Source organism: Streptomyces caelestis, from assembly GCF_014205255.1.
GTDB lineage: Bacteria > Actinomycetota > Actinomycetes > Streptomycetales > Streptomycetaceae > Streptomyces > Streptomyces caelestis.
The window spans coordinates 1,085,254-1,110,038 of record NZ_JACHNE010000001.1 but is presented as its reverse complement, the minus strand read 5'-3'; the positions used below and the strand labels follow the sequence as shown (position 1 = coordinate 1,110,038).

Genomic DNA, 24,785 nt, shown 5'->3' with positions numbered 1-24,785 from the left:
CCAGGCCCGCGGGATCGAGTGCACCATTCTCGCCTGCTCCGGGGCGCTCGGGGGGCCGGTCCCACTATGCGGCAGGGCTGCTGCCGATGATCCGACGGCCCGGCGTAGCGCCGTGGCTTGCACGACCGCAGAGATCAGCCCGATGGCCATCGACGACGACCTAGCTCTGCTGGATCGACGGCCAGCGGTCAGCCATCGGCATCTCAACTTTGCTGCAACAAGAGCAACTCACGTGGTAGGTCTCTGATGTTGTTCTCTTTCTCTGTTTGTCTCAGTCGCTGAAGCAACCGAAGCATTCGCCCTGACTGACCCGCTGACGTGAGGAGCCCGCACCGTGCCACCCACCCTCTACCGCGACACGGGTTATACCCTTCGGCACCTGATAGAGGACATCGAGGGTGGAAGGATCGGACTTCCCGACATTCAGCGGCCGTTCGTCTGGTCCGCGACAAAGACCCGCGATCTCTTCGACTCGATGTACCGCGGCTACCCGATCGGCACCCTGATGTTCTGGGAGACCGGAGCCGAGGTGGGGACCCGGCAGATCGGGACGGGAACGGGCGGCCGGGCGCCCCAACGGCTGGTCGTGGACGGGCAGCAGCGGCTTACCGCATTGTTCGCCGTACTCACCGGGCGCAAGGTCGTCAACAAGTCCTTCGACGAGGTCACACTGCGGATCGCCTTCCACCCGCAGGACCAGACGTTCGAGGTCACGGACGCGGCAATCGAGCGAGACACCGCCTACATCCCGGACATCACCAAGCTCTGGGCCCCGGGCGGCCACCGTGGCGCCGTCCGGGAGTTCTTCCACCGGCTCGAACAGGCCGCAGGCGAGCCCCTGCCGACCACGACGAGGGACGAGCTGGAAGAGCGGATTGACCGTGTCCGGGGCCTGCACGACTTCCGTTTCCAGGTGGTGGAGTTGGACGCCGCAGCCGACGAGGAGCAGGTCGCGGAGATCTTCGTCCGTATCAACTTCCAGGGAGTGAAGCTCAACCAGTCCGACTTCATCCTCACCTTGATGTCGGTGCACTGGGAGAAGGGCCGAAGTCAACTGGAGGACTTCTGCCGGGCCGCGGTGGTCGCGGGACTTCCCGGACCGAACCCGCGCAACCCGTTCCTGGACCCCAGCCCGGACCAGCTCCTGCGCGTCGCTGTCGCCGTGGCCTTCCGGCGTGCCCGGCTCCAGCACGTCTACAACGTGCTGCGAGGCAAGGACTTTGAGACCGGAAAGGTCTCCGCCCAGCGGCGCCAGGAACAGTTCGAACGGCTGGCGCAGGCGCACACGCAGGTCCTCGATCTGACCAGCTGGCACGAGTTCTTCCAGTGCATCACCGCGGTCGGCTTCCGTAGCCGCAAGATGATTACCTCTGACACCGCCCTGCTGTACAGCTACGCGCTGTGGCTTATCGGACTGCACGACTTCGGGCTGTCGGCGGAAGAACTCCGTCCGGTCATCGCGCGCTGGTTCTTCATGGTGCACACTACCGGCCGCTACTCCAACTCCCCCGAGTCGCAGATGGAGTTTGATCTGGGTCGGATCGGCGGCCTGCCGCAGGGTGACGGCCAGGCGTTCGCCGCAGAACTCGCCCGGATCATCTCCGCGCACTTCACCGGTGACTACTGGGACATCTCCCTGCCGAACAGGCTCGACAGCTCATCGTCGTACTCCCCGGTGGTGTTCGCCTACCAGGCTGCGTTGAACATCCTGGACGCCGAGTTGCTGTGCGGCGACCAGCACATCCGCGACCTGATGGATCCGGCGGCCAGGCCCGCCCGGAAGGTTCCCCGGGACCGGCTGTTCTCCTCCGAGACCCTCGCGGGTCTTGGTATCACCGACAAACGCCAGGTCAACGCCATCGCCAACATGGCATATGTGACGTGGCCGGCAAGCGAGAAGGGCAACACTGACGCACCTCACGTCTACTGGCCCAGGATCACCGAGGCGATGGACCCGGAGGTGGTCAGGCGGCAGGCCCTGTGGCACGCGCTGCCGGTCGGCTGGGAGCAGCTCGACTACGCGGCCTTCCTGGAACGACGCCGCCAGCTGATCGCCCAAGTGGTACGGGAGGCGTTCGAGACGCTCAGCGCGGACCGACCCGCGTACGTGCCCACCGCGGCGGCCGATCTGATCGCCGCCGGTGAGTCCCAAAGCACCGAGTTCAAGGCGAGTGCCCGCTGGAACGTGCACACCGGGGAGTACGACAAGTCCCTGCAACACAATCTCGTCAAGACGGTCTGTGGTTTCCTCAACGGGGAGGGCGGCAACCTGTTCGTCGGCGTCGGTGACGACGGGACTGTACTAGGGATCGAGAACGATCTGTCCACCCTGCCGAAGCAGGCTGACCTCGATGGCTACGAACTGTTCGTACGCCAAGTCCTCGATGACAACCTGTCGGCCCCGACCGCGACCACCGTGCGGATCAGTTTTCCCGAGGTGGCCGACCGTGTCGTCTGCCGGGTCAGCGTGGCCGCGGCCGGCAAGGCCGTGTTCGCCAGGCCCGCCAAAGGCGGCAGCGCGGCCACCGACTTCTGGGTCCGGGTCGGTAACGCCACCAAGCAGCTGCATGGTGAGGGTCTCCTGCGGTACCGGGAGGATCACTGGGGGTGATCGAAGAGGACCTACTTTGAAACAACCCGCGAGCATGCCGCCGTGTGATCACGTCCGGCGCCCGACGTCGTCCGCACTTCTTCGTACACTTCGCACCGCCGCGGACGACGCAAGGTAGCACCTCAGCCGGTCCGTGGCTGGTCCGGAGCGGGCACCGATTCGCGGTGGACGAGTTCGGCAGGTTGCTGAACGGTCACGGATGGTCGCTTCAGCCTGTGGGTGCCTGAAGGGTAAAGCCTACGCCAGGCACCCAACTTGCGGCTTTAGAAGAACCCAAGTTTCTTCGGACTGTATGAAACAAGAACGTTCTTCGTCTGCTGGTAATGGTCGAGCATCATCTTGTGCGTCTCGCGCCCGATGCCGGACTTCTTGTAGCCGCCGAACGCCGCGTGTGCCGGGTACGCGTGGTAGCAGTTGGTCCACACCCGGCCCGCCTTGATCTCGCGGCCCAGGCGGTAGGCCGTGTTGCCGTCGCGGGTCCAGACGCCCGCGCCCAGGCCGTACAGGGTGTCGTTGGCTATCTTCAGGGCCTCGTCGACGGAGTCGTACGTCGTCACCGAGACCACCGGGCCGAAGATCTCCTCCTGGAAGATCCGCATGTCGTTGGTGCCGCGGAAGATCGTCGGCTCGATGTAGTAGCCGCCCTCCAGGCCGGGGACCGCGCGGGGGTTGCCGCCCGTGACCAGTTCGGCGCCTTCCTTCCTGCCGATGTCGAGGTAGGAGAGGATCTTCTCGTACTGGTCGTTGCTCGCCTGCGCCCCGATCATGGTGTCCGGGTCCAGCGGGTCGCCGCCGACGATGGCCCGGGTGCGTTCGACGCAGCGGGCCATGAAGTCGTCGTAGATCGAGGACGGGATCAGGGCGCGCGACGGGCACGTGCAGACCTCGCCCTGGTTGAGGGCGAACATCACGAAGCCCTCGACCGCCTTGTCCAGGAAGTCGTCGTCGGCGGCCATGACGTCGGGCAGGAAGATGTTCGGGCTCTTGCCGCCCAGTTCGAGCGTGACGGGGATGATGTTCTCGCTGGCGTACTGCATGATCAGGCGGCCGGTCGTCGTCTCGCCGGTGAACGCCACCTTCGCCACGCGCGGGCTGGAGGCCAGGGGCTTGCCCGCCTCCACGCCGAAGCCGTTGACGACGTTGACCACGCCCGGCGGGAGCAGGTCGGCGATCAGCTCCATGACGTAGAGGAGGCTGGCCGGGGTCTGCTCGGCCGGTTTGATGACCACGCAGTTGCCGGCGGCCAGTGCGGGGGCCAGCTTCCAGGTGGCCATCAGGATCGGGAAGTTCCACGGGATGATCTGGCCGACCACACCCAGCGGTTCGTGGAAGTGGTACGCGACGGTGTCGGCGTCGATCTCCGCGATGCTGCCTTCCTGCGCGCGGACTACGCCGGCGAAGTACCGGAAGTGGTCCACGGCCAGCGGGATGTCGGCGGCCAGCGTCTCGCGGACCGGCTTGCCGTTCTCCCAGGTCTCGGCGACCGCGATCTGCTCCAGATGCTCCTCGATGCGGTCCGCGATCCTGTTGAGGACACGCGCGCGTTCCGCCGTGGAGGTGCGGCCCCACTGGTCGGCCGCCCGGTGCGCGGCGTCCAGGGCCAGATCGACGTCGGCCGCTGAGGAGCGGGCGACCTCGCAGAAGACCTTGCCGGTCACGGGGGTCGGATTCTCGAAGTAGCGGCCCTCGACGGGAGCGACCCAGTCGCCGTCGATGAAGTTGTCGTAGCGGCGGGCGAAGGTGACGATGCTGCCGTCCGTTCCGGGCTGCGCGTACACCATGGCGGCTCCCTCGGTGAGATGACGGTCGGGTTGCGGTTCACGCCGTCGTGAGGACCTCACTGTGCTCCCGGGAGGTTGGCGCAAGGTTGGTGCCGTGACCTGAGGTCAGTCGCACCGGGCGGTGGTCAGGCGGCCCCGGGCGATCGCGCGGCGGGTGTCGTCCGGGCCGAGCAGGCGCAGCGCGTGTTCGTGGATCTCCGCGTCGTACGGGGCCCGTTCGCCGTAGCGCAGGGCGTGTTCCGGGTGGGTGCTCGCCAGGACGGCCTCGCGTACGGCCACTTCGACCCGGGTGCGCCACTCCTTGATGCCGGGTGCCTCGGAGCGAGGGAGCAGGGGGCCGCCGTAGAGGCGCAGGGCGGTGTCGGTGTCGCCCTGCTCCAGCGCGCGCAGGACGTCGGCGGCGTCGCAGGAGACCGGGATCGTCAGGGCGTAGCGGCGGGGGGAGATGCCGCCGGCGAGGGCGCGGCGCAGGTGGGAGATCTCCGCCTTGAAGGTCGACGCGGTGACCGGCCGGTCGCCGTACAGGGCGGCGCGCAGCCGCTCCGGGGAGAAGCCGCCGGGTTCCAGCGCGAGCAGGGTGAGAATCTCCAACTGACGGGGACGCAGGGGGAGGGGCCGTCCCTCCCGTACGGCTCGTAAGGCTGGTGCGGCCTTGTCCGCGCCGAGGCAGGTGAGCCGTATCTGTCCCGAGCGGGGCTGTTCCGTGGTGAGGCGGGCCTCGATGGTGGACACCAGCGTGCGTACGGTGGACATGGCCAGGGGGTGCGAGCGGTCCCAGGTGGTCGACAGGTCCAGTACACCGAGGACGCGTCCGTCCGGGCCGTGGACCGGGGCGCAGTAGCAGACCCAGCCGTGCAGGGCCGACACCAGGTGCTCGGCCGAGAAGACGGAGCTGGGACGGCCGGTGCGCAGGGCGAGGGACAGGGCGTTGGTGCCCATGGCCTGCTCGTCCCACCGGCCGCCCGGCGCGAAGTTGACGCGCTCGGCCCGGCGGCGCATGGTCGGGCCGCCGCACGTCCACAGGATGGTGCCGGACTCGTCGGTGACGGCCGTGACGAACCCGGCGTCCTCGGCGATGCTGCGCAGTTCCGCGGCGAGGTCCGAGACCGGCCGGTACAGCGGTGAGGACGTCCAACGCTGGTGCACCGGGGCGCCGTCGGTGACCGGGGCGCTGTCCCGCCCCGGGTCCACGCTGCTCAGCGAACGCGCCCAGGACTCGGTCACCTCGTGGCGCAACGCCGCGCTGCCGCCCGGCCGCGCGCCCGCGACGCTCAGCCGTGGCACCCAGCGGGACCACTCGTGCTCCAAGACGGCCCTGCGCTGCCGGAGGTCAGGGCGCTGTGACATGGCCTCTCCCTGCCGTCGTACCGGGAGGACCGGTTCCGGGCGCGCTGCCGGCCCGGTCCTCGGTCTGGGGTCAGTGTTACCGGATGCGTACGGCCGGGGTCGAGGAGACCGTCGGAATGCGCAGGGGCCGCGCCTGGCCTTGCCTCGGCTCGGGTCCGGCCGTGCGGCGATCGGTGCGGCCTTGCCCCGGCCCGGAGCGATTGCGCCCCGGCCCGGGAAGACCCCCGCTCCGCCCCGGGAACGACACAAAGAACCCTGCCCCGGGGCGACCCCGCCCCGACCCGGAACGCCCCCGCCCTGAACGGGCGACCGCCTGACTGGATGTTTGTCCGGTACCCGCGTGCCGCCGTACGGGTGACGGGTTCACTCGACCCGACGGACGAGGCCCGGACCGCGTACCACCGGCGTGGCGCGTCGCGTTGACCGGGCATGGACAGCACTGAGACGGCGCGGCGCCCTCTCGGGAACGACGCCGCTCCCCGGTCGTTCGCCGAACTCACCAGCGGATACGGGGGGCATCCGCCCATCTACGCGGCGCTCGTCGCCGAATGGCAGGCCCGGGGCCACGCGGTCCCGGAGCACCGTGACGGCCAGTGGGTCTCCTTCGCGGCCCCGTCCGCGAGCGAGTCCTGGGCCGCCGTCACCCCATGGACCGCCGGCCGGCACCCGGGGACGGCCGCCCTCGACGGCACTCGCCTCACCAGCAGTCAGCCACCGCGTGCTCCGCGCTGACCGGGGCCAGCACGGCGAGGGTCTCGGTGGCCTCCCGCAGGGCCGACTCCAGCGTGCCCGGGGCGTTCAGGCTGCCCGTGCCGTCCGGCGGGACGAGCCACTCCAGGCGCCCGGCGGGCCGGTACGGTGGCGGCACGGCGACCCAGGAGCCCCGGCCGACGTGCCGGACACCGAAACCGATCCACTCGCTGACGGGGTCGGGTGGCAGGAAGAAGCCCACTCTGCGCGCCGCGCAGTCCACCAGGGTGGGGCCGGGAACCTTCAAGGGGTCGCGCCACAGATAGTCCAGGGCGAGCAGGCCGAGCCGGTCGGGGACGCTGAGCACGTCCCAGTACCGCCCCGCCTCCACGAGCACCGTCCCCGTGCCGTAGTCCCACTCCCGCTTGCACTCCTGAGGGTCCCGGGCGGCCGCGGCGAGCCACTCGACGGCTTGCTTCCACATCACGCTCTGCATGGCCACCCCAGGCACAGTCGGTCGCGCCCCGACGGGCGCACGCTGGACACGGGCCGGTGACCCGCGGAGCCTCGGGCTCCGCGTGCCGGTCCGGCACTGGCCATGCTCGTAGATATTTCTACGGTCTGGAAGGGGTGGCGCAGTCTGGCGTTTGGGTCGGGCATGTCTCGGTCGAAAGGGGGCAGTCGGAGGTGGATCCCGTAAGGCATCGGTCAACTCCGTGCGCGTCCATGCCGCCCCGCTGAAACCGGCCATCGGGGGTGGACGACTGGGGGAGGATCCGGGGAGCGCGCCGGGCGGATGAGGCGCCGTTGCCGGAAATGCGGGGTCTTTCAGGCATGCCCTCCGCCCGACGCTCACCGCCGCCGTGCAGGAGGTGTGGGCAGGTCCACGAGGGCGCGCGGGCGTGATGTGTGGATCGCGGAATTCTGCCTTCACGAAACCTCCCACTGTGCTGGCCAGAACCCGTCTTGTTCGGTCAACTCCGAACGCAGCAGGGTGGGTTGAGCACTTGAGCATCAGGAGTCGCAAGCGCGCTGCTTGACCCGTGCGACCGAACCGCACGGGTACTGACGGGGGAACTGATGAGGTGCGCGTGTGTCCACCGTCCACGGACGGGGGCCAGGTCCTCGCGTACGGCCGAAACGTCTCTCCCTCATCTCTTGGTGCCTTCATCCGGTGCCCTAGACAGGGATAGGAGGGGGAATGCCGATGAGTGCAGTGAGCGCCGCCAAGCCGACGTATCCCGGTGTCTACGTCGAAGAGCTTCCCAGCAGCACCCGCACCATCTCGACCCTGACCACCTCGGTGACCGCCTTCGTGGGCCACACCCGTCGCGGTCCGCTGAACGAGCCGGTCCGCGTCACCAGCTTCACCGAGTTCGAGCGCCGTTTCGGGGGGTTGAGCGCCCAGAGCGCCGTCGGCTACGCCGTTCACCAGTTCTTCGGCAACGGCGGCACCGTCGCCGTGATCGTCCGTGTCGCCAAAGCCGGCAGCGGCAAGGCCGCCGGCGTCACGCTGGAGTCCACCGAGGGCCACAGCGAGTGCGACGTCCTCAAGGTGCACGCCAAGGAGCCCGGCGTGTGGGGCAACGGCCTGCGCGTCGCCGTCGACTACGACACGCCCTGCCCCGAGGAGACCTTCAACCTGCGCGTCCACGACGCCAAGGGCGAGGCCCGTGAGAGCTTCACCGGCCTGTCCGCCGACCCGTCCCACGGCCGGTACGTGCAGACCGTCGTCAACGCCGGCTCCCGGCTGATCCGCGTCGAGGTCGTCGGCGAGGGCCGGCCCGACCCGTCCGGCACCGTCTCCAAGCCGTTCGGGCACGAACTGCCCGACCTCGCCGTGGACCTCACCGTCAAGATCGGCGACGTCAAGCGGGAGTTCACGCTCTACGACCCCGACTGCGACGGCGAGGCCCCGCACTCCGTCGCCGAGCTGGCGCTGCTGCTGGAGCGCAAGCTGCGCGCCCTGCCCGACGCGCCCGGCAAGCACGCCTTCGCGGGCGCCGAGGTCACCGCCTTCGGCCGGCGCGTCCAGGTCGTCGCGGGCTCCACCGACCCCGAGGACGTCGTCCGCTTCCTCGGCGAGTGCGCCAACGACCTGGGCCTGGAGGCCTCGGTCAACCCGCCCGTCTTCCCGCTGGAGGGCGGCGAGGACGGCGAGGCGCCCGGACCGCGCGACCTCATCGGCTCCGAGGCCGACAAGTCCGGCATTCAGGCGCTGCGCGGCGTCGCCGACGTCAACCTCCTCGTGCTGCCGGAACTCGCGGCGTACGAGAAGACGGAGGACGCCCTCACCGTCGTCTCGGCCGCCCAGCGGCTGTGCCAGGAGAGGCGAATCTTCCTGCTGGTCGACGCGCCGAGCACCTGGGTCAGCGTCGACACGGCCCGGGCGGGGCTCGCCGCCTTCGACGCCGTGCGCGGCAACCACGCGGGCCTGTACTTCCCGCACCTCCAGCTCACCGACCCGCTCACGGGCCGGCTGCGCTCCTTCCCGCCGTCCGGCGCGGTCGCGGGCGTCATCGCCCGTACGGACGCCGAGCGCGGCGTGTGGAAGGCCCCGGCCGGCACCGAGGCCCGGCTCGCCGGCGTGCACTCGCTCACGGTCAACCTGACCGACCGCGAGACCGGCCTGCTCAACCCGCTCGGCGTCAACTGCCTGCGCACCTTCCCGGTGACCGGCCCGGTGGTCTGGGGAGCGCGCACGCTGGAGGGCTCCGACGCCCTCGACAGCGAGTGGAAGTACGTGCCGGTGCGGCGGCTCGCCCTGCACGTCGAGGAGAGCCTCCAGCGAGGCCTCCAGTGGGTGGTGTTCGAGCCCAACGACGAGAACCTGTGGCAGCAGATCCGGCTCGCCGCCTCCTCGTACCTGCACACCCTCTTCCGCCAGGGCGCCTTCAAGGGCGGCACGCCCCGTGACGCCTACTTCGTCAAGTGCGACAGCGACACCACGACCGCCGAGGACATCGAGAACGGCATCGTCAACGTCCTGGTCGGTATCGCGCCGGTCCGCCCGGCCGAGTTCGTGATCGTCAAGATCCAGCAGACGTCCGGGCAGTTCGCGCTCTAGGCGCGTGGAATCGTGGAGAACTGAAGGAATCCGATGGCTGAGTTCACGGTCAACGCGCATCGCTTCGACCCGTACAAGAACTTCAAGTTCCTCGTCCTGTGGGACGGTCGTACGGTCGCCGGCATCAGCAAGATCAGTCCGCTCAAGCGCACCACCGAGGTCGTGAAGCACCGGCACGGCGGCGATCCCAGCTCGCCGCGGCTGTCCCCGGGCCGCTCCGAGTTCGAGGGCGTCACCCTGGAGCGGGGCGTCACCCACGACCCCGAGTTCGACCGCTGGGCCAACAAGGTCTGGCAGGTCGGCGCCGGGCTCGGCTCCGAGGTGTCCCTTGCCGACTTCCGCAAGGACATCGTCATCCAGGTCCTCAACGAGGCCGGTCAGGTCGCGGTCTCACACAAGCTGTATCGGACCTGGCCCAGTGAGTACCAGGTCCTCGGCGAGCTGGACGCCAACGCCAACGCGGTGGCCATCCAGTCGCTGAAGCTCGAGTGCGAGGGCTGGGAGCGGGACTACGAGGTGCCGGAGCCGGAGGAGCCGTCGTACCTGAATCCGGCGTAGGCCCTGTTGCGGAAGGCCTGTCCTCCATCCGGAGGGCAGGTCCCGCAGCGCTGTCGAGTGCACTGCCCGCTCGCGCGAAGCCGGATGGCCGGGGAAGCGCGGCGCAGGGCGTTCAGGATCTTCGCAACAGGCTCTGGCGGCAGGCGATCTGACGAACACGCGGGAATCGGGGGAGGACATGGCGATCACTCGGGCGGCCGACTTCCTGGCCACCTGGGAAGCCGGACTCGGCCGGGCGCCGGCCGGGCGCGCCCTGCTGCTGCACCGCGCCGCACGCCCGGACCTGAGTGGCGAGCCGGACGCGCTTTTGTTGCTACCGGTGGGCGAGCGGGAGGCGGACCTGTTCGCGCTGCGCCGGACCCTGTTCGGCGAGAGCATGCAGGTCCGCCTGGCGTGCGGCGCATGCGGCGAGGACATGGAGTTCGAGCTGGACGCCGGGGACTTCGCCCGGAGCCTGGCCGTACGCGGCGAGCCGGTGGTGCGGATCACCGAGCACGGCTGGGAGGCCGAGTTCCGGGTGCCCGGCGTCGCCGACCTGACAGCCGCGGCCCGGGCCGCCGACCCGCGCAGGGCGCTGCTCGTCCGATGCCTCGTGACGGCTGCAAGGGACGGAGTCCCGGTCCCGGCCGAGGAACTGCCCGCCGCCGTGCAGCGCCGGATCGCCGAGGCGGTCGAGGCGGCGGACCCGGGCGCCGACGTGACGCTCAGCATCGCTTGCCCCGAGTGCGGCGCGGCCACCCGGGCCGAGCTGGACATCGCTTCCTACCTGTGGACCGAACTGGACGCCTGGGCTCGCGACTTGCTCCTGGACGTCCATCTGCTCGCCACCGCGTACGGCTGGAGCGAGCCGGAGATCCTGGCGCTCAGCCCCCTGAGGCGCCGCTACTACCTGGAGCTGTGTGCGGATGTCTGACCCTTCCGGAGACCGGCCGGGGGACTTCCCGGCGCCCGACTTCCTCGACCGGCTGCTCGCCCGGCACGCACCGGCCGCCGCGCCGCGTCCAGGCGTGGCACGCGTCCGGCCCCGGCTGGCGGGGCCGTTCGAACGGATCGAGGCGGTCCGGGGCGCGGCCCCGGATCCGGACGACACCGAGCCCTTGTGGCCCGTCGCCACCCCCTCTCCCGTGCCGCGGGAGAACACGGTGCACCCGGCCGTTCACGAGGTGCGCACCGAGCGGGACCGGACGGTCGTACGGATGGAGCGGGCCCCGGCACCGCACGACGCCGCAGCCCGCTCGGATGCGCCCGCCGTGCCGGAGGTGCCGCTGCTGCGGCCCGCCGCGCCGCTCACGCCCGGACCGCGGCCGGTCCCCGACGCCGCGCGCCGCACGGCACCGTGGGGGATCACGGAGCGGGACACCTCCCCGAGCGCGGCGCCCGTGCCCATCCCCCCGGGCACGGGCGCCGTTCCCCCCGCCGCCGCGTCCGCGGCGCTGCTGCCCAGTGCCAAGGACACGGCGGCTGCCCGGGACGCCGCGCGGCAGGCCGCGGCCCGGCGCCCCGGGCGCGGGACCGAGCGGGTGGTGCAGGTGCAGATCGGGCGGCTTGAGGTGACGGCGGCCGGAACGCCCCAAGGCGCCGGCCGACAGCGGCCGCGGACCACAGGGCGGCCGGAGACCACGGTGAGCCTGGCGGAGTACCTGGGGCGGGGGCGCGAGTGAGTGGCACGGACAGCCATTCCGAACGGACGAGACGGATGAGCAGGACGAGAGGGACCGAGGAACCGACGCCATGAGCAACGCTCTCGCCATCGCCCATGTCACCCAGGCCCTGGCGCTGTTGATCGAGAACAACCTGCGGCCCGAGATCGACATGGCGGTCTCCGTGGAGACCCGCAAGCCACCGGCCGAGCCGCCCACCGACCCGACCATCACCGTGTTTCTCTACCAGGTCACTCCCAACGCCTCCCTGCGCAACAACGACCTGCCCACTCGTAGCCCCCAAGGCGCCCTGGTCAAGCGGCCAGCAGCCGCCATTGACCTGCACTACGTGATCAGCGCCTACGGCGAGGAGAACGAGCTGGTCGGCCAGCGGCTGATCGGCTGCGTCGTGCGAACGCTGCATGAAATCCCCATCCTCCCGGCCGACGTGATCGCGGCGGCGGGCGAACGGCCGTACCTGGCCGGCAGCGACCTGGCCGACTCGGAGCAGCGGGTGCGGTTCACTCCCACTCAGCTGGACATCGACGAGACCTCCAAGCTTTGGGGAATGCTCCACCAGACCCCGTACTCGCTGTCGGTCGCCTACCAGGGGTCACTGGTGCTGATCGAGGGCCGGGAGAAGCCTGTCCCGGCCAAGCCGGTGGAGGAACACACCGTCCGCGCTGTGCCCTTCGGCGCCCCCCACGCACCGGTGCCGCCGGGAGCGCCGGGCACCGCTCCCGTCGCGCAGCAGCCAGCGGGGAGCGGGACGCGGGAGACGGCGGGACCCGCTGTCGCCAAGGAGGCGCAGCCGGAGAAGAAGGCTGAACCGGCCAGGAAAGCTGAAGCGGCGAAGAAGGCTGAACCGGCGAAGAAGGCGGAACCGGCCAGGAAGGCCGCCGCGAAGACAGCCACCGCCAGGAAGACGGCCGGCTCAACTCGTTCCCGCAAGCCGTCCGGGACCGGTGGATCCCGCCCGGCCGGATCCGACCCGGCCGGATCCGCTGCGGCCGGGGACCGGGAGAGCTGAAGCACAGTGCGTACAGCGGGGGAGACGACGGTATGAGCACCCATCAGGGCACCGCAGGGACAACCGGGCCCGGGGCGGACGGCACGGCTCTGGCCGGGGCCGTGCGCGCCGTCCTCGCGCGCCTCGACCTGCTGGCCGCCCGCACCGGCAGCAGCGACGGCGACAGCGATGGCGACGGTAAAGCCGGGCCGCGGACGGCGGCCCCCGCGCCGCCCACTCTGGAAGCCCTCACCGCCTGCTTCGGCCTGAGCTCCTTCGAACGCGATGTCATTCTGCTCACCGCCGCCGCCGAGCTCGACCCCAGCACCGCGACCCGGTGCGCCGCCGCCACCGGGGACCCGGGCCGTGCTCACCCCACCTTCGCCCTGGCCCTGGCCGCCCTGACCGAACCACACTGGAGCGCCCTCACCCCCGTCGCCCCGCTGCGGCGCTGGCGGCTGATCGAGCTGGACGATGATTCGCGGCTCACGACGACCCGGCTTCGGCTCGACGAGCGCATCCTGCACTTCCTGCTCGGCTTCCCTTACCTCGACGCCCGCCTGCACGGCATGCTGCGCCGCACCCCGGCGCCGGACACGCTCCCCGCCTCCTACCAACGGGCCGCCGAACGAGTCGCGGCGGGCTGGTCCGCGCCGCGGGCCGACGCCCCGCTCCGCGTCGAGCTCGTCGGCGGCGACGTCCGCAGCCGCGCCGACATCGCCGCCGCGGCCGCCACCAGCACCGGCCTCGGCCTGTACACGATGGCGGCCGAGGACGTACCCACCGATCCGGCGGAACGCGACCGCTTCGCCCGCCTGTGGCAGCGAGAGGCGATCCTCCTGCCCGCCGCGCTCCTCCTGGAGACCGGGGGACTCGAACGCGAACAGGCCGCCGCCACCGATGCGTTCATCGCCTCGGCCGGAGTCCCGCTCGCCGTCTCCAGCCAGGAACCGGCTCCCAGCGCCCACACCCGCGGGGAGCGCGTACCCGTCCCCGCTCTCAGCGAAGACGAGCACCTCGCCCTCTGGCAGGACGCCTTCGCCGACGTACCGGACGTGCTGCCTGCCCAACTCCGCACCCTGACAGCTCAGTTCCAGCTTCCCCCGCACCTCGTCCGCTCCGCCGCCGCCACCGTCCGCCGCGACCTGCCCACCGCCGGAGCCGGGGAGAACCGCCCGGACGTCGCCCAGCTGCTGTGGCAGGCCGGGCTCACCGAGGCCCGCGTCGGCCTCGACGAGCTGGGGCGGCGGATCGAGCCCGAGGCGGGCTGGGGGGACCTGGTTCTCGCCGAACGGCACACCCGCGTCCTGCGCGAGATCGTCGCCCATGTCCGCCGGCGCGCCACCGTCTACCAGGAGTGGGGCTTCGCCGGGACACTGCGCCGCGGCCTCGGAGTCACCGCGCTCTTCGCAGGTGGCTCCGGTACTGGAAAGACGCTGGCCGCAGAGGTGATGGCCAAGGAACTGGGCCTCGATCTGTTCATCATCGACCTCTCCCAGGTGGTCAGCAAATACATCGGCGAGACCGAGAAGAACCTCCGCAAGGTCTTCGACGCCGCCGAACGCGGCGGCGCCCTGCTCCTGTTCGACGAGGCCGACGCGCTCTTCGGCCGCCGCAGTGAGGTCAAGGACAGCCACGACCGCTACGCCAACCTCGAAGTCAGCTACCTCCTGATGCGGATGGAGGCGTACCGGGGCCTGGCCATCCTCACCACCAACATGAAGAAGGCCCTCGACCCGGCCTTCATGCGCCGCATCCGCTTCGTCGTCGACTTTCCCTTCCCCGGCGTGGACGAGCGCGCCGAGATCTGGCGGCGGGTGCTGCCCGTCCAGGCCCCCACCAAGGATCTCGACCCCGATCTGTTGGCCCGGCTCACCGTGGCGGGCGGCTCGATCCGCAACATCGCGTTGTCCGGTGCCTTCCTCGCCGCCGAAGAGGGTGACCGTCTGCAGATGCGGCACATGCTCGCTGCCGCCCGCACCGAATACCTGAAGCTGGAACGCTCTCTGACGCCCTCGGAGGTGCACGGATGGGTCTGAACGAGCTGCGGACACCCGCCGCGCAGGAGCAGCAGAGCACCGTCCGAGTGGAGATCGGCGAGCTGGCCCTGGACGGCTTCGGCCCCGGCACGGACCCGGACCTGGTGTCGGCGGTCTTCCAGAGCGAACTCACCCGGCTTGTACGGGACGAGGGCGTTCCGCTGGCCGCGGAAGGCACCGATCACGTCATCGACGCCCTCACCCACCTGCCGCCCCTGCCCGCCACGACCTCGCCGGTCAGGATCGGCCAGGCCCTGGCCCGGGCCGTCCACGCGGGTCTGTCGGGCCGGGGCCGGGAGCCGGACACCGCCGCCGACCGCTCCGGGCGGCGCCGATGAGCAGCACCCACGACGCGGGCCAGAACGCCCGTACGTCCTCGGCGGCCGCCAAGCGCCGCAAGCGCAAGGAGCAGGAGCGGGCCGCCGCGTCCCGTACCCCGGAGCCGAAGGACATCGTCAGCGGTGCCGGGTTGCCACTGGACCCCGGCGTGCGCCGGGAGCTCGAGGAACAGCTCGGACAGGACCTCAGCCGGGTACGGCTGCACACCGACCGGGACGCGGGCGCGCTCACCGAGCTGCTGGGTGCGGACGCGGTCGCCGTCGGCCAGGACATCTTCTTCCGGGAGGGCGCCTACGCCCCTGGTACCGCCGAGGGTCGGCGCCTTGTCGCCCACGAGGTACTGCACACCCTGCAGAACCCGCACGGCCTGGGTGCGCTGCGGGTCGGCCGCGACTCGGGCGCGGTCAGCCTGCCCCACGAACCCATCGAGCGGGAGGCCGAACAGACCGCCCAGCAGACCGTACGCGGCGAGAGCCCGGCCCTCGGCCCCGACATCGACCCGGGCCAGACCACCCCCGGCTGGCTCCGCTACGCCACGGTCGACGCCGACCGGATCCGCGCCGAACAGCTCGACCCGGCCACCCTGGTGGACCGGCTGACCAACGGTGTCCTGCGCTCCCTGCGCGGCGACCCGGCCGACCTCTCCGGCCGCGTTCGAGTCGAGCTGTCCCGCATGTCCCCGTACCTGCAGGAACTCGTCCTCGACCGGTTGGAAGTACGGCTGCTCTCCAGCGAGTACGACCGCCTGCTGGAGCGGCTGGCCGAGCAGGAGGCCGACCCGCTCCCGCACGACCTCGAGCCCGCCGACGTACCCGAGCCGCTGCCGGACGCTCTGGAGCTGATCGAGTATTACCGCGAGGCGTACGCCGCCCGCCCCAAGTGGCCCGAGCGCGAGAAGCCCGCCAAGGAGAAGCCCGAGCAGCAGGCCCAGGACGAGCGGCAACGGTCCGGGGAAGAGGAGGAGCAGCAGCGGGAGTCCGCCGAGGCCACCGCGCGGGGCACGGCACCCGCGCCCCCGTCCTCAGCCTCCTCCGCATCCCCGCAGGGGCAGCGTCGGGCTGAGGAGAGCCAGTCCGCCGGGCAGAGCGCCGAGTCCGAGGCGGCGAGCCAGGAGCAGGACGCCGCTGGGGACAAGGACGAACGCGAGGAGCGCAAGACCCGCGAGGAGGAACAGAAGCAGGAGCCGGGGGACAAGGAGAAGGACGGCCCGTCCGAATCCGTCACCCCGGGCAAGGAAACGCAGGCCGAGGACGAGGCCGCGACCCGCGACGAGGAGAGCGCCCAGGACGAGGAGTCCGACGAGCCCGCCGAGGACGAACTCCCCCTCGGCCTCAACCCCGACGCGATGTCCGAGACCGACATCGCCGACCCCGGCTCCGAAGGAGCCCAGGACGCCGAGCCCAAAAAGAACAGCGCCTGGGACGTCGAACTCAAGCCCGACGACTTCCTCCCCAGCTCCGACCTGGACGTCTCCGGTGTCCCCACCGCCGACGAATTGACCCCCGGCTCCAGCACCGAGCAGCAGGCCCCGAGCTTCCCGGCTCCGCCACCCACCAAGGCCGACAAGGTCGAGGAGCAGCGGGAGGCGGAAACCGCCCAGGAGGACGCCGAGGCGGACGTGAGTGACGCCGCGTTCCCGGACGAAGCGGCTGAGCAGGCCACCCGTGACCTGCAGGACGAGCAGCCCCTCGACCAGGAGATCGGCCCGGCCCCCGAGGACACCCCGGCCCCCGAGACCGAGGGCGGCGCCCGCGACACGAGCCCGGCCCCGGAGGACACCACTCCGGAGCCGACCACCCCCGACCCCGAAACGGCGGAACCGGGAAGCGATACCTCCGCCGGAGAAGAGGGCCCCGCCCCGCAACCCACGGCCGAACCCTCGGCACCGGAGACCGTGGCCACCTCCGCGGACCAGGCCAAGGCCCTCGGCGGCGCGGGCACCGCCCGCCAGACAGCCGCCGCGGTCCCCCGGCCCCGCCAGCCGCGTCCCGCCGCCGAAGCGACCGCCACCACAGAGCCGGAGGGCCTCGCCCACGGCTCGAGCCAGCCGGACACCGCGGAGGCCCCTGCCGCCGACACTCCGGCACCGAGCACGACTCCCGACACATCCGCCGACGAGGCTGCCCCCGGACCGCAGCCCACATCACACCAGTCGGACACCTCCGAACCCACGGAGGAATCAAACGCCCCGGTCGCCGGCCGCGCCGCGAAGGCCACTCCGGCCCCCGCCCCCAGAGGAGGCGGTGGGGGCGGAGGCGGAGGCGGCGGGGGTGCCGCGACCGGGAGCAAACCGGCGAAGAAGGAGGGCCCCGCCCCCGACCTCTCCGCCTCCGACCCGGAATCCGGACTGTCCACCGCCGCTGGAATGAAGCCGCACCAGGCCCTGGCCGCGATGGACGGAGTGCACAACTCGGTCAACACCAGCGTCGGCAACGAACAGCAGGCCCTGGCCGAGTCCCCGCCCACCATGGACCGCCCGGCCGGTTCCCCGGAGACCCTCAGCGGCGACCCGGACGCCGCACCCCCTGGCGAGTACTCCGACGACGACGTCAGCGCGACCGACGCCCCCGAGGCGGAGGACGCCGAGGTGGAGGGCGCCCAGGCCCCGGAGGGCGAACTTCCGGGCGCGGACTTCGAACTGAGCACCGGCGACAAGATCCTAGCGGGCGCCACCACCATCGGTGCCGGCATAGTCAACTGGGGCAGTAACCTCGTCGGAGCCGGTGACGTCATCGACACCGACGCGCTCGTCCAGAAGGTCCTCGACCTGCCGACCGAGGACGAGATGATGGAGCAGGCCCAGGTGGGCACGGCTCCCGGCGTCGGCATGGCGGAGGAGACGGGCGGGCTCACCGAGCAGCAGGGCGGCGAGCTCGACTCGAAAGCCGGCCAGGTCGAGGAGGAGGGCCGCGCCGACTCCGAACAGCCCCTCGGCGAGGACCAGATCTACCCCGACGTCCCGCCCGAGACCCTCACCGCGGACGTCCCCGAGGGGGGCCAGGAGAAGGGCGCCGCGTCCAAGTCCGGTGGCGGCCCGCAGATCCAGGGCGTCCCGCCGGAGGCCGTCTCGGAGGTGGCCGAGCACGAGGAAGGCCCCAAGATCAAGTCCGCGTTCAAGAAGGGCCAGGACGACCTGGCCGCCGAACGCGAGAAGAAGGACACGGACTTCCAGGCCTCCCAGCGCAGGCACGAGGAGGATGTCCGCGCCGAGGTCGACGCCAACACCAAGAGCCAGGCCGACGAACGCGAGCGGGCGAAGTCCGAGGTCGTCACCGATCGCGAGAACTGGCGGACGGAACAGGACGCCGAACTCGCCGACATCGACACGAAGAAGGGCGAGAAGTCCAAGGCGGTCCGGGAGGACATCGACAAGGAGGAGAAGGACACCGACGACAAGGTAGAGCAGCGGGAGAAGGACGACGACGAAGAGATCACGAAGAAGAGCACCGAGGCAACCGAGGAGGCCGAGACCAAGCGCGATGACGCGAAGGAGGACTCCGGCAACTGGGTGACGAAGGCCTTCGACGCGATCAAACAGTGGCTCGAAGATCTCAAGAACACGATCGTCGGCATCTTCGAGCGGGCGCGCCAGGCCGTCGTCGACCTCATCACGAACTTCCAGGAGACGGTGACCGGGTGGATCGAGGACGTCCGCAACTCGATCGTCGAGATGTTCGAAGAGTTCGTCCAGGCCATCGTCGAACTGGGCCGTGAACTCCTCGAAGCCATCCAGGAGATCGCCAACCGAATCCGCGACTTCATCATCGACCTCATCGCCGACGCGATCGCCTTCATCAACGATCTCGCCAACGAGCTCAAGGAGATGCTCGACGATCTCCTCGACCGGATCGGCCAGATCCTCACCGACATCCTGGATGCCCTGAAGGCCGGCCTGGAGATGGCCATCGACGCCGTCAAGGGCGTCCTCAAGGCCGCGATGGACCTCGCGATGGGCCTGCTCAACGCCCTCGGCGAGTGGATGACGATCGCCGGCGACATCATCTCCGACCCTGGCGGCTGGCTCAGCGGCGCCGCCGCCTCCGCCGAGGACGGTGCGAGGAACCACCTGGTCCCGGAGGCCCAGTCGGCGATCAAGCAGTGGTTCAACGACAAGGTCCAGGAGATCCTGGGGATCGACAAGGAGACCTTCGACCTCCTGATCAGCGGTGGCATGACGGTCGAGGAGATCGTCGAGGAGGCCTGGGCCGCGATCCTGCCCCAACTCCCCATGATCATCGGCGAGCTGGTCATCACGAAGGTCGTCGCGAAACTCATCCCCGGTGCGGGCTGGGTGATGGCCATCATCGACGCCCTGAAGGCCGCGTACGAGACCCTCTCCGAGATCCTCCGCGCCTTCGGCCTGCTCATCGACTACCTCAAGGCCGTCAAGAGCGGAAACGCGGGCCGCCCCTTCGCCAAGGCCGTCGCGGCCGGCATCGTCGCCCTGATCGAGCTGGTCTTCAACGCGCTGGTCAGCGGCATCGGCAAGTACGTCGGCAAGGTGACGGAACGTCTGAAGGGCGTGGCCCAGGGCTTCAAGAACAAGTCACCGTCGAACCCGGACAACGACGAGCGCAAGGACAAGGGCGACGAGGTCAACGCCGCACAGCAGCAGACCGACAACGCCAACCAGAACCTCAACTCCCAGCCCCAGAACAACCCACCCGCCAACAACAGTCAGTCCACGTCCACCCAGAACAACAACTCCACGACCAACCGCGCCGACGACGACAGTCAGAAGGACAAGGACAAGGACAAGGGCCCCGGGTCCGACAACCGCAAGGACAAGGACTCCGACACCAACCGCCGCGACGACGACACCCGCAACAACGACAAGGACGGCGGTAAGGACCGGAAGAAGGAAGAGGACAAGGACAAGGACAAGCCCCGCCGGAAGCCGTCCCCGGCCGGCCGCTCTCACAAGCGCTCCAAGAAGACCACCAAGGCCGCCCTCAAGCGCAACCGCCGCGCGAAGAAGGCCCTGGGCCGCAAGGGCAACAAGAGCAAGACCGGCCGCAAACTGGACAACGACGCCCGCAAGATGCGCCGCGCCTACAAGAACCGCCGCGACCAACTCCGTCGGCAGCAGCAGCGTCGCCATGAAGAGCGCCGCCGCGAACGCGATGAGCGCCGCAAGAAGGAAAACTCCACGGAGTCCAAGGAAGCGCGGTTGCGGAAAATTGTTGCCAAGATACGCCCGAAAATCAGGCGGCTACTGAGCAAGGGAATCCCCGAACCCGTGCTTCGCGCAACACTGGTTGGCATGCGGTCTTGGCATCGCTTGACCTCCTTGACGCACGCTGGTTCTCCTCAGCTTGAGATCATGGCGACCCTCAACCCTCGGATGGTTGCAGGTAAGGGCTGGGAGTTGACGGGGGCGGATGTTCGGAAGGTCGCGCGTGAAGAAGCAGAAGAAATACTGAAACGGGGTGATGTCCGGGATGCGGAGTTGCGGATGCGTCGCCACCGAAACGAGAAGGCGAACGACGAACCTCTGGACATAGAAAAGAAAGAGGATATACCGGGCGCCGTGAGATACTACCAGGAGCGTGGCAAGAAAATCGAAGAATCGCGCCCGGATGGAACGGTGGAAGAGCTCAACCCGTACCTGCCCAGGGAAGGGGGAAACTGGCAGCACACAGGGGAGAAAGAGGTGCACCGTGTCGGTCCCGATAAACACGAGGTGGTCGAATACAATAAGGCCGGAACAAATGCCTACGTGGCTAAGGTGGGAGAATATCCGGGCATTATGAAGAAGCTGAATGACCTGCGCCTCGATCAGTACACTGTGGCCAGCATTCTCAGAAAGTACACAAAGAATCTCACCTTCCCGTCTGGACTGTCCTCCGAAGCTCAAGACCTGCTCGCTCGGCTCCACTGGCTCATGTTCGTCCGTGAGTCGGTTCGGAACACGACGAATGTCGCGATGGCGCCCATGGCCATGTCGCTAGTGGAACAGCGTGATTCCGACCTGGATGAGCTCTTCACAGAGCATGAGGGGAATGGTGATCGAACCGGTGGCCGCGGTATCTATCCAATGTCTATGAAGGGTGGCCCGGCGGCAGCAGCTGATATAGACAGTGGGGTGAACAGGCAGCCGGAGGGTGAGCCCTACATTCGACGTGCAGAGCTCGAAGCGCGAGAGGAGGAGCTTGCAGAAAGGTGGATGAAGTCGAGGGGTAAGGGTATGACGGAATACTTTGAAACCGATGCAGAAGCCCTAGACAAGGCGCGGAAAGAAATCAAGAAGTTCCTCGAAGATTACTATGGTCTCAAGTAGGGTGAGCGATGCAGAGTAAGATTATTCGACTTGTGCTGAGAGGGTCGGACGGTCACCGTAGTCTGACCGAACTTGCATGGCGTGAGGAGTGGGATCTAACGGAGATTCGGCACACCGAACCGCCCTTTGTTGAAGTGTGGGACGTTCCGGGGCGGGACGCCGAAGTCCACTTCGTGCGAGACGAAATGGTCGGGCTTGAGTACGTGGTATTTCACGGTGCGGATGTTGCGCCTGAAGTCCAGCAGGTTCGGGACTTCTGTCCGCTTTGGACCCAGTCTGACGCGATCGATGCCTTGGGGAAGGTGAAGGATCGCGACGGTAAGCTTCGCGCCATTTACGCGGCAGCGCTCGCGGCGACCGGTCCGGAAGACGACAGGTTGATCACTTTGTTTCGTTCCATTGCTGTGAACGAACAGGACTCCGGCGTGCGGCAGGCGGTCATCGTCTCCACTGGATACCTGCCTTGGGATGGACTCATTCAATTGGTCTCGGAAATGCGAGTCAATGACCCGGAGTCCCGCGTCCGGAACAATGCGCAGGTGATGCTCGAAGGCCTGCGCCGACATCCCCCCGGTACGACTGGTCAAGAGTAGTGAGAATGAGTCGAAAGAGCGGGGCAGGTAGTGACACGGTACGCAGACATACCCAAGCCGATCCGGTCCGGCATCGTCATCGTCGACCCTGAGCTGGGCACCCCCGAGCGGGTGATCGTGTTGCAGTTCAACCCGGACACGCTCGAGCGCTCGCTCGCGCCACAAGCGGCCGGAGGCGAGGGAGAAGGCGAGGGGGACCGGAACGAGGCGTTGCGGCTGAAGGGGCCCGCGGAGGAGACCTGGACCTTTACCGCCGAGATCGACTCGACCGATCAGCTCGAGGTGCCGGCACCGGACGGGATTCACCCGGAGCTCGCCGCGTTGGAGATGTTGGTGCACCCCACGACGGCGCAACTGCGGGAGGCCACGCGGGAGGCGAAGAAGGGGACGATCGAGATCAGTCCCATCGAGATGCCGCTGACGCTCTTCACCTGGGGGAGCAAGCGGGTGCTGCCGGTGCGCCTGACGGAGCTGTCGATCAGTGAGACGGCCTTCGACGTGAATCTGAACCCGATGCGGGCTTCGTTGAACATCGGCATGAAGGTGCTGTCGGTGAGTGATCTGCCACCCGAGCACCGGGGTGCCGACCTGTATCTGGCGCACCTTGCGCAGAAGGAGCGGTTGGCCGGGATGACGCCGGGTGGGCGACTGGGGGCGTTCAGGCTCGGTCGCGGTCCCGTTCTGGGCCGCCAGGCCGGACGCCAGTACAGGTAGGGGGAGTTGAGCAACATGGCCAGGACTGAGCCGTACGAGAGCGCGCTGGACCAGATACCGGGGGCGCATCCGTATCCGCGGTCGAGCCGGTACCACGATGCGGAGATCGGCGTGCATGTGCAGGCCGACGGGACGGAGGTGCGGTACGCGAAGCGGCGGTTGCTGCCGCCCATCGACCAGGACACAGGCGCCGAGGACACCACCACGCACACCGTCAGCAGCGGGGAGCGGCCGGACCACCTCGGGCAGCGGCACTTCGGGGATGTGGATCAGTGGTGGCGGATCGCTGACGCCAATCCGGTGCTGGATCCGGCGGAGTTGACGGCGGAGCCGGGTGCGCGGATCGCGGTGCCGGTGCCTGGGGTGTTCCCGGGAGCCGGGTATGCCTGATGAGCCGATCGGGCGGGGGCCCGTCCACATCACCGTGCACATGGGGCCGAAGCTGGCCCGCCCGGTGCCGGCTGAGATCGCGGAGGCCTTGCTGTCCTGCCAGATCACGATGACGGCGGGGGAACGCAGCGGATTCCAGATGGCCTTTGATCTGAGCAAGAAAGGCGCCATCTCGAAGAGGCTGCTGCCCGAGGGGTTCTTCGATCCCAAGACCCGCGTGATTGTGACTGTTTCGATCAAGGGCACCTCCCGGGTGCTGCTGGACGGACTGATCGTGCGGCAGGAGGTGGGGGCGAGTAATCGGCCTGGGCAGTCCACGCTCACCGTGACGGGGGAGGACCTGACCCTGCTGATGGATCTGGAGGAGCGGACCGACCGGTATCCGAACCTCGCGCCGTCACAGCGGGCTGCGCGCATTCTGACCAGGTACGCGGATTACGGGATCCAGCCGCACGTCATCCGAGAGCAGATCGCGCAGCCGCCCAGGCAGGATCTGCGAGTTCACTACCAGACCGGGACCGACCTGCAGTACCTCAACGAGCTTGCCCAGGCGAACGGTTTCACCTTCTATCTGGACCCCGGGCCCGTCCCGGGACGGGCCACCGCCTACTGGGGGCCCGAGCAACGGCTCGGCCGGCGGCAACACGCGCTGAACGTGAACATGGAGACCAACTCCACGGTCGATCAGCTGACGTTCGCCTACGACGGGACGGCGCGCGAACAGCCGCAGGTGCGGGTGCAGGATCCGGTGACGCGAGAGACACGGCTGCTGGCTCAGCCGGATATCGATCCACTGCGGCCGCCGCTCGGCCGGCGGGCCACTCCGGCGCTCAGACGCCGCACGATCTCCGGTACCGCGAAGAAGGAACTGGGGCAGGCCGAGGCCGAGGCGCTCGCCCGGGCCGCGATCTCGGCGGACGTCATCTCCGGGTCCGGGAGCCTGGACGTGAACAGGCACGGGTACCTGCTGCGACCCCGGGAGTTGGTGGGGGTCCGAGGCGCTGGAGTGACGTACGACGGGGACTACTACGTGAAGTCCGTGACCTCGAACCTCAGCCCCGGCTCGTTCCGGCAGAACTTCACGCTGTCGCGGGAGGGACTGATCGCCCGGAGCAGCACGGTTCGTCCCTGAACCTTCCCCAACGGCTCGTCAGAAGACGCGGAGAGACACAGGAGCACACTGCACCATGGTCACAGGACCGAAGGACCGGTTCCTCGGGAAGTTCCGCGGCCGGGTGGTCAGCAACGACGACCCGCTGCGCATCGGCCGCCTCACCGTCGAGGTCCCGGACGTCCTCGGCGACGAGCCGTCCACCTGGGCGCTGCCCTGCCTGCCGTTCACGGGACCCGAGTCGGGGCAGTTCGTGGTGCCGCCGCCGGGCGCGGGCGTGTGGGTGGAGTTCGAGCAGGGGGATCCGAGCTTCCCGGTGTGGACCGGGTGCTGGTACGGCGCAGCCGAGGAACTGCCGCCCGACGCGCGCCGCGAGTTGCAGGCCGGCTCGCCCAACAAGCCGGTCGTCGTGCAGACACCGCAGGCACACAAGCTCGTCATGAACGACACGCCCGGCGCCGAGCAGGGGATCCTCCTCCAGGCGCAGGGCGGCGCGTACATCCGTATCACCAAGGAGGCCGTGGTCATCGCGACCGGCGCCGGTGCGGAGGTCATTCTGCGCGGTCGTGAAGTGACCATCAATGAGGGCCAGTTGACCGTGCTCTCCAAGCGATAA

The 24,785-nt window shown here is 69.2% G+C and carries 18 protein-coding genes; 15 read left to right on the top strand and 3 right to left on the bottom strand.

What is annotated here, in order from left to right:
- The first annotated feature begins 334 nt into the window (after nt 1-334).
- Nucleotides 335-2,611 carry a GmrSD restriction endonuclease domain-containing protein gene (locus tag HDA41_RS04895; RefSeq protein ID WP_184981046.1) on the top strand — a complete coding sequence of 759 codons (2,277 nt, stop codon included), beginning with the start codon at nt 335-337 and terminating at the stop codon, nt 2,609-2,611.
- A 263-nt stretch (nt 2,612-2,874) separates the two neighbouring features.
- Here HDA41_RS04895 and adh read toward each other — a convergent pair whose 3' ends face one another.
- A complete protein-coding gene (gene adh / locus HDA41_RS04890) occupies nt 2,875-4,392 on the bottom strand; it encodes an aldehyde dehydrogenase (protein WP_184981044.1) in 1,518 nt (505 codons plus the stop codon).
- Nucleotides 4,393-4,497: 105 nt separating this feature from the next.
- Nucleotides 4,498-5,739, bottom strand: coding sequence for a GAF domain-containing protein (locus tag HDA41_RS04885; protein ID WP_184981042.1), 1,242 nt, complete (start codon nt 5,737-5,739; stop codon nt 4,498-4,500).
- A gap of 429 nt (nt 5,740-6,168) precedes the next feature.
- On the opposite strand from HDA41_RS04885, the gene HDA41_RS04880 reads away from it, so the two are divergent.
- Entirely contained in the window at nt 6,169-6,471 is a 303-nt protein-coding gene (locus HDA41_RS04880; RefSeq protein ID WP_184981040.1) for a hypothetical protein, read from the top strand.
- Here HDA41_RS04880 and HDA41_RS04875 read toward each other — a convergent pair.
- Nucleotides 6,437-6,925 (bottom strand): hypothetical protein, encoded by a 489-nt coding sequence (locus HDA41_RS04875; protein WP_184993147.1) that lies wholly within the window; start codon nt 6,923-6,925, stop codon nt 6,437-6,439. The two genes, HDA41_RS04880 and HDA41_RS04875, sit on opposite strands and share 35 nt — an antisense overlap.
- Before the next feature lie 705 nt (nt 6,926-7,630).
- Here HDA41_RS04875 and HDA41_RS04870 point away from each other — a divergent pair.
- The 13 genes from HDA41_RS04870 to HDA41_RS04810 all read left to right on the top strand — a co-directional run bounded on the left by HDA41_RS04870 (nt 7,631) and on the right by HDA41_RS04810 (nt 24,785).
- Entirely contained in the window at nt 7,631-9,496 is a 1,866-nt protein-coding gene (locus HDA41_RS04870; RefSeq protein WP_184981038.1) for a phage tail sheath subtilisin-like domain-containing protein, read from the top strand.
- Nucleotides 9,497-9,529: 33 nt separating this feature from the next.
- The gene (locus tag HDA41_RS04865; protein WP_184981036.1) at nt 9,530-10,054 is read left to right on the top strand and encodes a phage tail protein; all 525 of its coding nucleotides are present in this window, start codon (nt 9,530-9,532) and stop codon (nt 10,052-10,054) included.
- Between the two features lie 178 nt (nt 10,055-10,232).
- A complete protein-coding gene (locus HDA41_RS04860; RefSeq protein WP_184981034.1) occupies nt 10,233-10,967 on the top strand; it encodes a T4 family baseplate hub assembly chaperone in 735 nt (244 codons plus the stop codon).
- Nucleotides 10,960-11,715 carry a hypothetical protein gene (locus HDA41_RS04855; protein WP_184981031.1) on the top strand — a complete coding sequence of 252 codons (756 nt, stop codon included), beginning with the start codon at nt 10,960-10,962 and terminating at the stop codon, nt 11,713-11,715. The genes HDA41_RS04860 and HDA41_RS04855 overlap by 8 nt, the downstream gene beginning before the upstream one ends.
- Before the next feature lie 70 nt (nt 11,716-11,785).
- Entirely contained in the window at nt 11,786-12,724 is a 939-nt protein-coding gene (locus HDA41_RS04850) for a Pvc16 family protein (protein ID WP_184981029.1), read from the top strand.
- 32 nt (nt 12,725-12,756) lie between these two features.
- On the top strand, nt 12,757-14,742 hold the full coding sequence (locus HDA41_RS04845; protein ID WP_184981027.1) for an ATP-binding protein: 1,986 nt from the start codon (nt 12,757-12,759) through the stop codon (nt 14,740-14,742).
- A complete protein-coding gene (locus HDA41_RS04840) occupies nt 14,733-15,080 on the top strand; it encodes a hypothetical protein (RefSeq protein WP_184981025.1) in 348 nt (115 codons plus the stop codon). The genes HDA41_RS04845 and HDA41_RS04840 overlap by 10 nt, the downstream gene beginning before the upstream one ends.
- Entirely contained in the window at nt 15,077-21,361 is a 6,285-nt protein-coding gene (locus tag HDA41_RS04835) for an eCIS core domain-containing protein (protein ID WP_184981023.1), read from the top strand. Before HDA41_RS04840 ends, HDA41_RS04835 begins: the two co-directional genes overlap by 4 nt.
- An 8-nt stretch (nt 21,362-21,369) precedes the next feature.
- On the top strand, nt 21,370-21,954 hold the full coding sequence (locus tag HDA41_RS04830; protein WP_184981021.1) for a hypothetical protein: 585 nt from the start codon (nt 21,370-21,372) through the stop codon (nt 21,952-21,954).
- 30 nt (nt 21,955-21,984) lie between these two features.
- Nucleotides 21,985-22,668, top strand: coding sequence for a CIS tube protein (locus tag HDA41_RS04825; RefSeq protein WP_184981019.1), 684 nt, complete (start codon nt 21,985-21,987; stop codon nt 22,666-22,668).
- 15 nt (nt 22,669-22,683) lie between these two features.
- Entirely contained in the window at nt 22,684-23,058 is a 375-nt protein-coding gene (locus tag HDA41_RS04820) for a hypothetical protein (protein WP_184981017.1), read from the top strand.
- Entirely contained in the window at nt 23,051-24,190 is a 1,140-nt protein-coding gene (locus tag HDA41_RS04815) for a hypothetical protein (protein ID WP_184981015.1), read from the top strand. Before HDA41_RS04820 ends, HDA41_RS04815 begins: the two co-directional genes overlap by 8 nt.
- Before the next feature lie 55 nt (nt 24,191-24,245).
- Nucleotides 24,246-24,785 (top strand): phage baseplate assembly protein V, encoded by a 540-nt coding sequence (locus tag HDA41_RS04810; protein WP_184981013.1) that lies wholly within the window; start codon nt 24,246-24,248, stop codon nt 24,783-24,785.

What these genes read in the sequence shown, in the direction of transcription:
- HDA41_RS04865 (WP_184981036.1), top strand. Translation starts at nt 9,530, where the DNA reads ATGGCTGAGTTCACGGTCAACGCGCATCGCTTCGACCCGTACAAGAAC.
- HDA41_RS04855 (WP_184981031.1), top strand. Translation starts at nt 10,960, where the DNA reads ATGTCTGACCCTTCCGGAGACCGGCCGGGGGACTTCCCGGCGCCCGAC.
- HDA41_RS04820 (WP_184981017.1), top strand. Translation starts at nt 22,684, where the DNA reads ATGGCCAGGACTGAGCCGTACGAGAGCGCGCTGGACCAGATACCGGGG.
- HDA41_RS04835 (WP_184981023.1), top strand. Translation starts at nt 15,077, where the DNA reads ATGAGCAGCACCCACGACGCGGGCCAGAACGCCCGTACGTCCTCGGCG.
- HDA41_RS04870 (WP_184981038.1), top strand. Translation starts at nt 7,631, where the DNA reads ATGCCGATGAGTGCAGTGAGCGCCGCCAAGCCGACGTATCCCGGTGTC.
- HDA41_RS04815 (WP_184981015.1), top strand. Translation starts at nt 23,051, where the DNA reads ATGCCTGATGAGCCGATCGGGCGGGGGCCCGTCCACATCACCGTGCAC.
- HDA41_RS04850 (WP_184981029.1), top strand. Translation starts at nt 11,786, where the DNA reads ATGAGCAACGCTCTCGCCATCGCCCATGTCACCCAGGCCCTGGCGCTG.
- HDA41_RS04880 (WP_184981040.1), top strand. Translation starts at nt 6,169, where the DNA reads ATGGACAGCACTGAGACGGCGCGGCGCCCTCTCGGGAACGACGCCGCT.
- HDA41_RS04845 (WP_184981027.1), top strand. Translation starts at nt 12,757, where the DNA reads ATGAGCACCCATCAGGGCACCGCAGGGACAACCGGGCCCGGGGCGGAC.
- HDA41_RS04810 (WP_184981013.1), top strand. Translation starts at nt 24,246, where the DNA reads ATGGTCACAGGACCGAAGGACCGGTTCCTCGGGAAGTTCCGCGGCCGG.
- HDA41_RS04860 (WP_184981034.1), top strand. Translation starts at nt 10,233, where the DNA reads ATGGCGATCACTCGGGCGGCCGACTTCCTGGCCACCTGGGAAGCCGGA.
- HDA41_RS04830 (WP_184981021.1), top strand. Translation starts at nt 21,370, where the DNA reads ATGCAGAGTAAGATTATTCGACTTGTGCTGAGAGGGTCGGACGGTCAC.
- HDA41_RS04840 (WP_184981025.1), top strand. Translation starts at nt 14,733, where the DNA reads ATGGGTCTGAACGAGCTGCGGACACCCGCCGCGCAGGAGCAGCAGAGC.
- HDA41_RS04885 (WP_184981042.1), bottom strand. Translation starts at nt 5,739, where the DNA reads ATGTCACAGCGCCCTGACCTCCGGCAGCGCAGGGCCGTCTTGGAGCAC.
- adh (WP_184981044.1), bottom strand. Translation starts at nt 4,392, where the DNA reads ATGGTGTACGCGCAGCCCGGAACGGACGGCAGCATCGTCACCTTCGCC.
- HDA41_RS04875 (WP_184993147.1), bottom strand. Translation starts at nt 6,925, where the DNA reads ATGCAGAGCGTGATGTGGAAGCAAGCCGTCGAGTGGCTCGCCGCGGCC.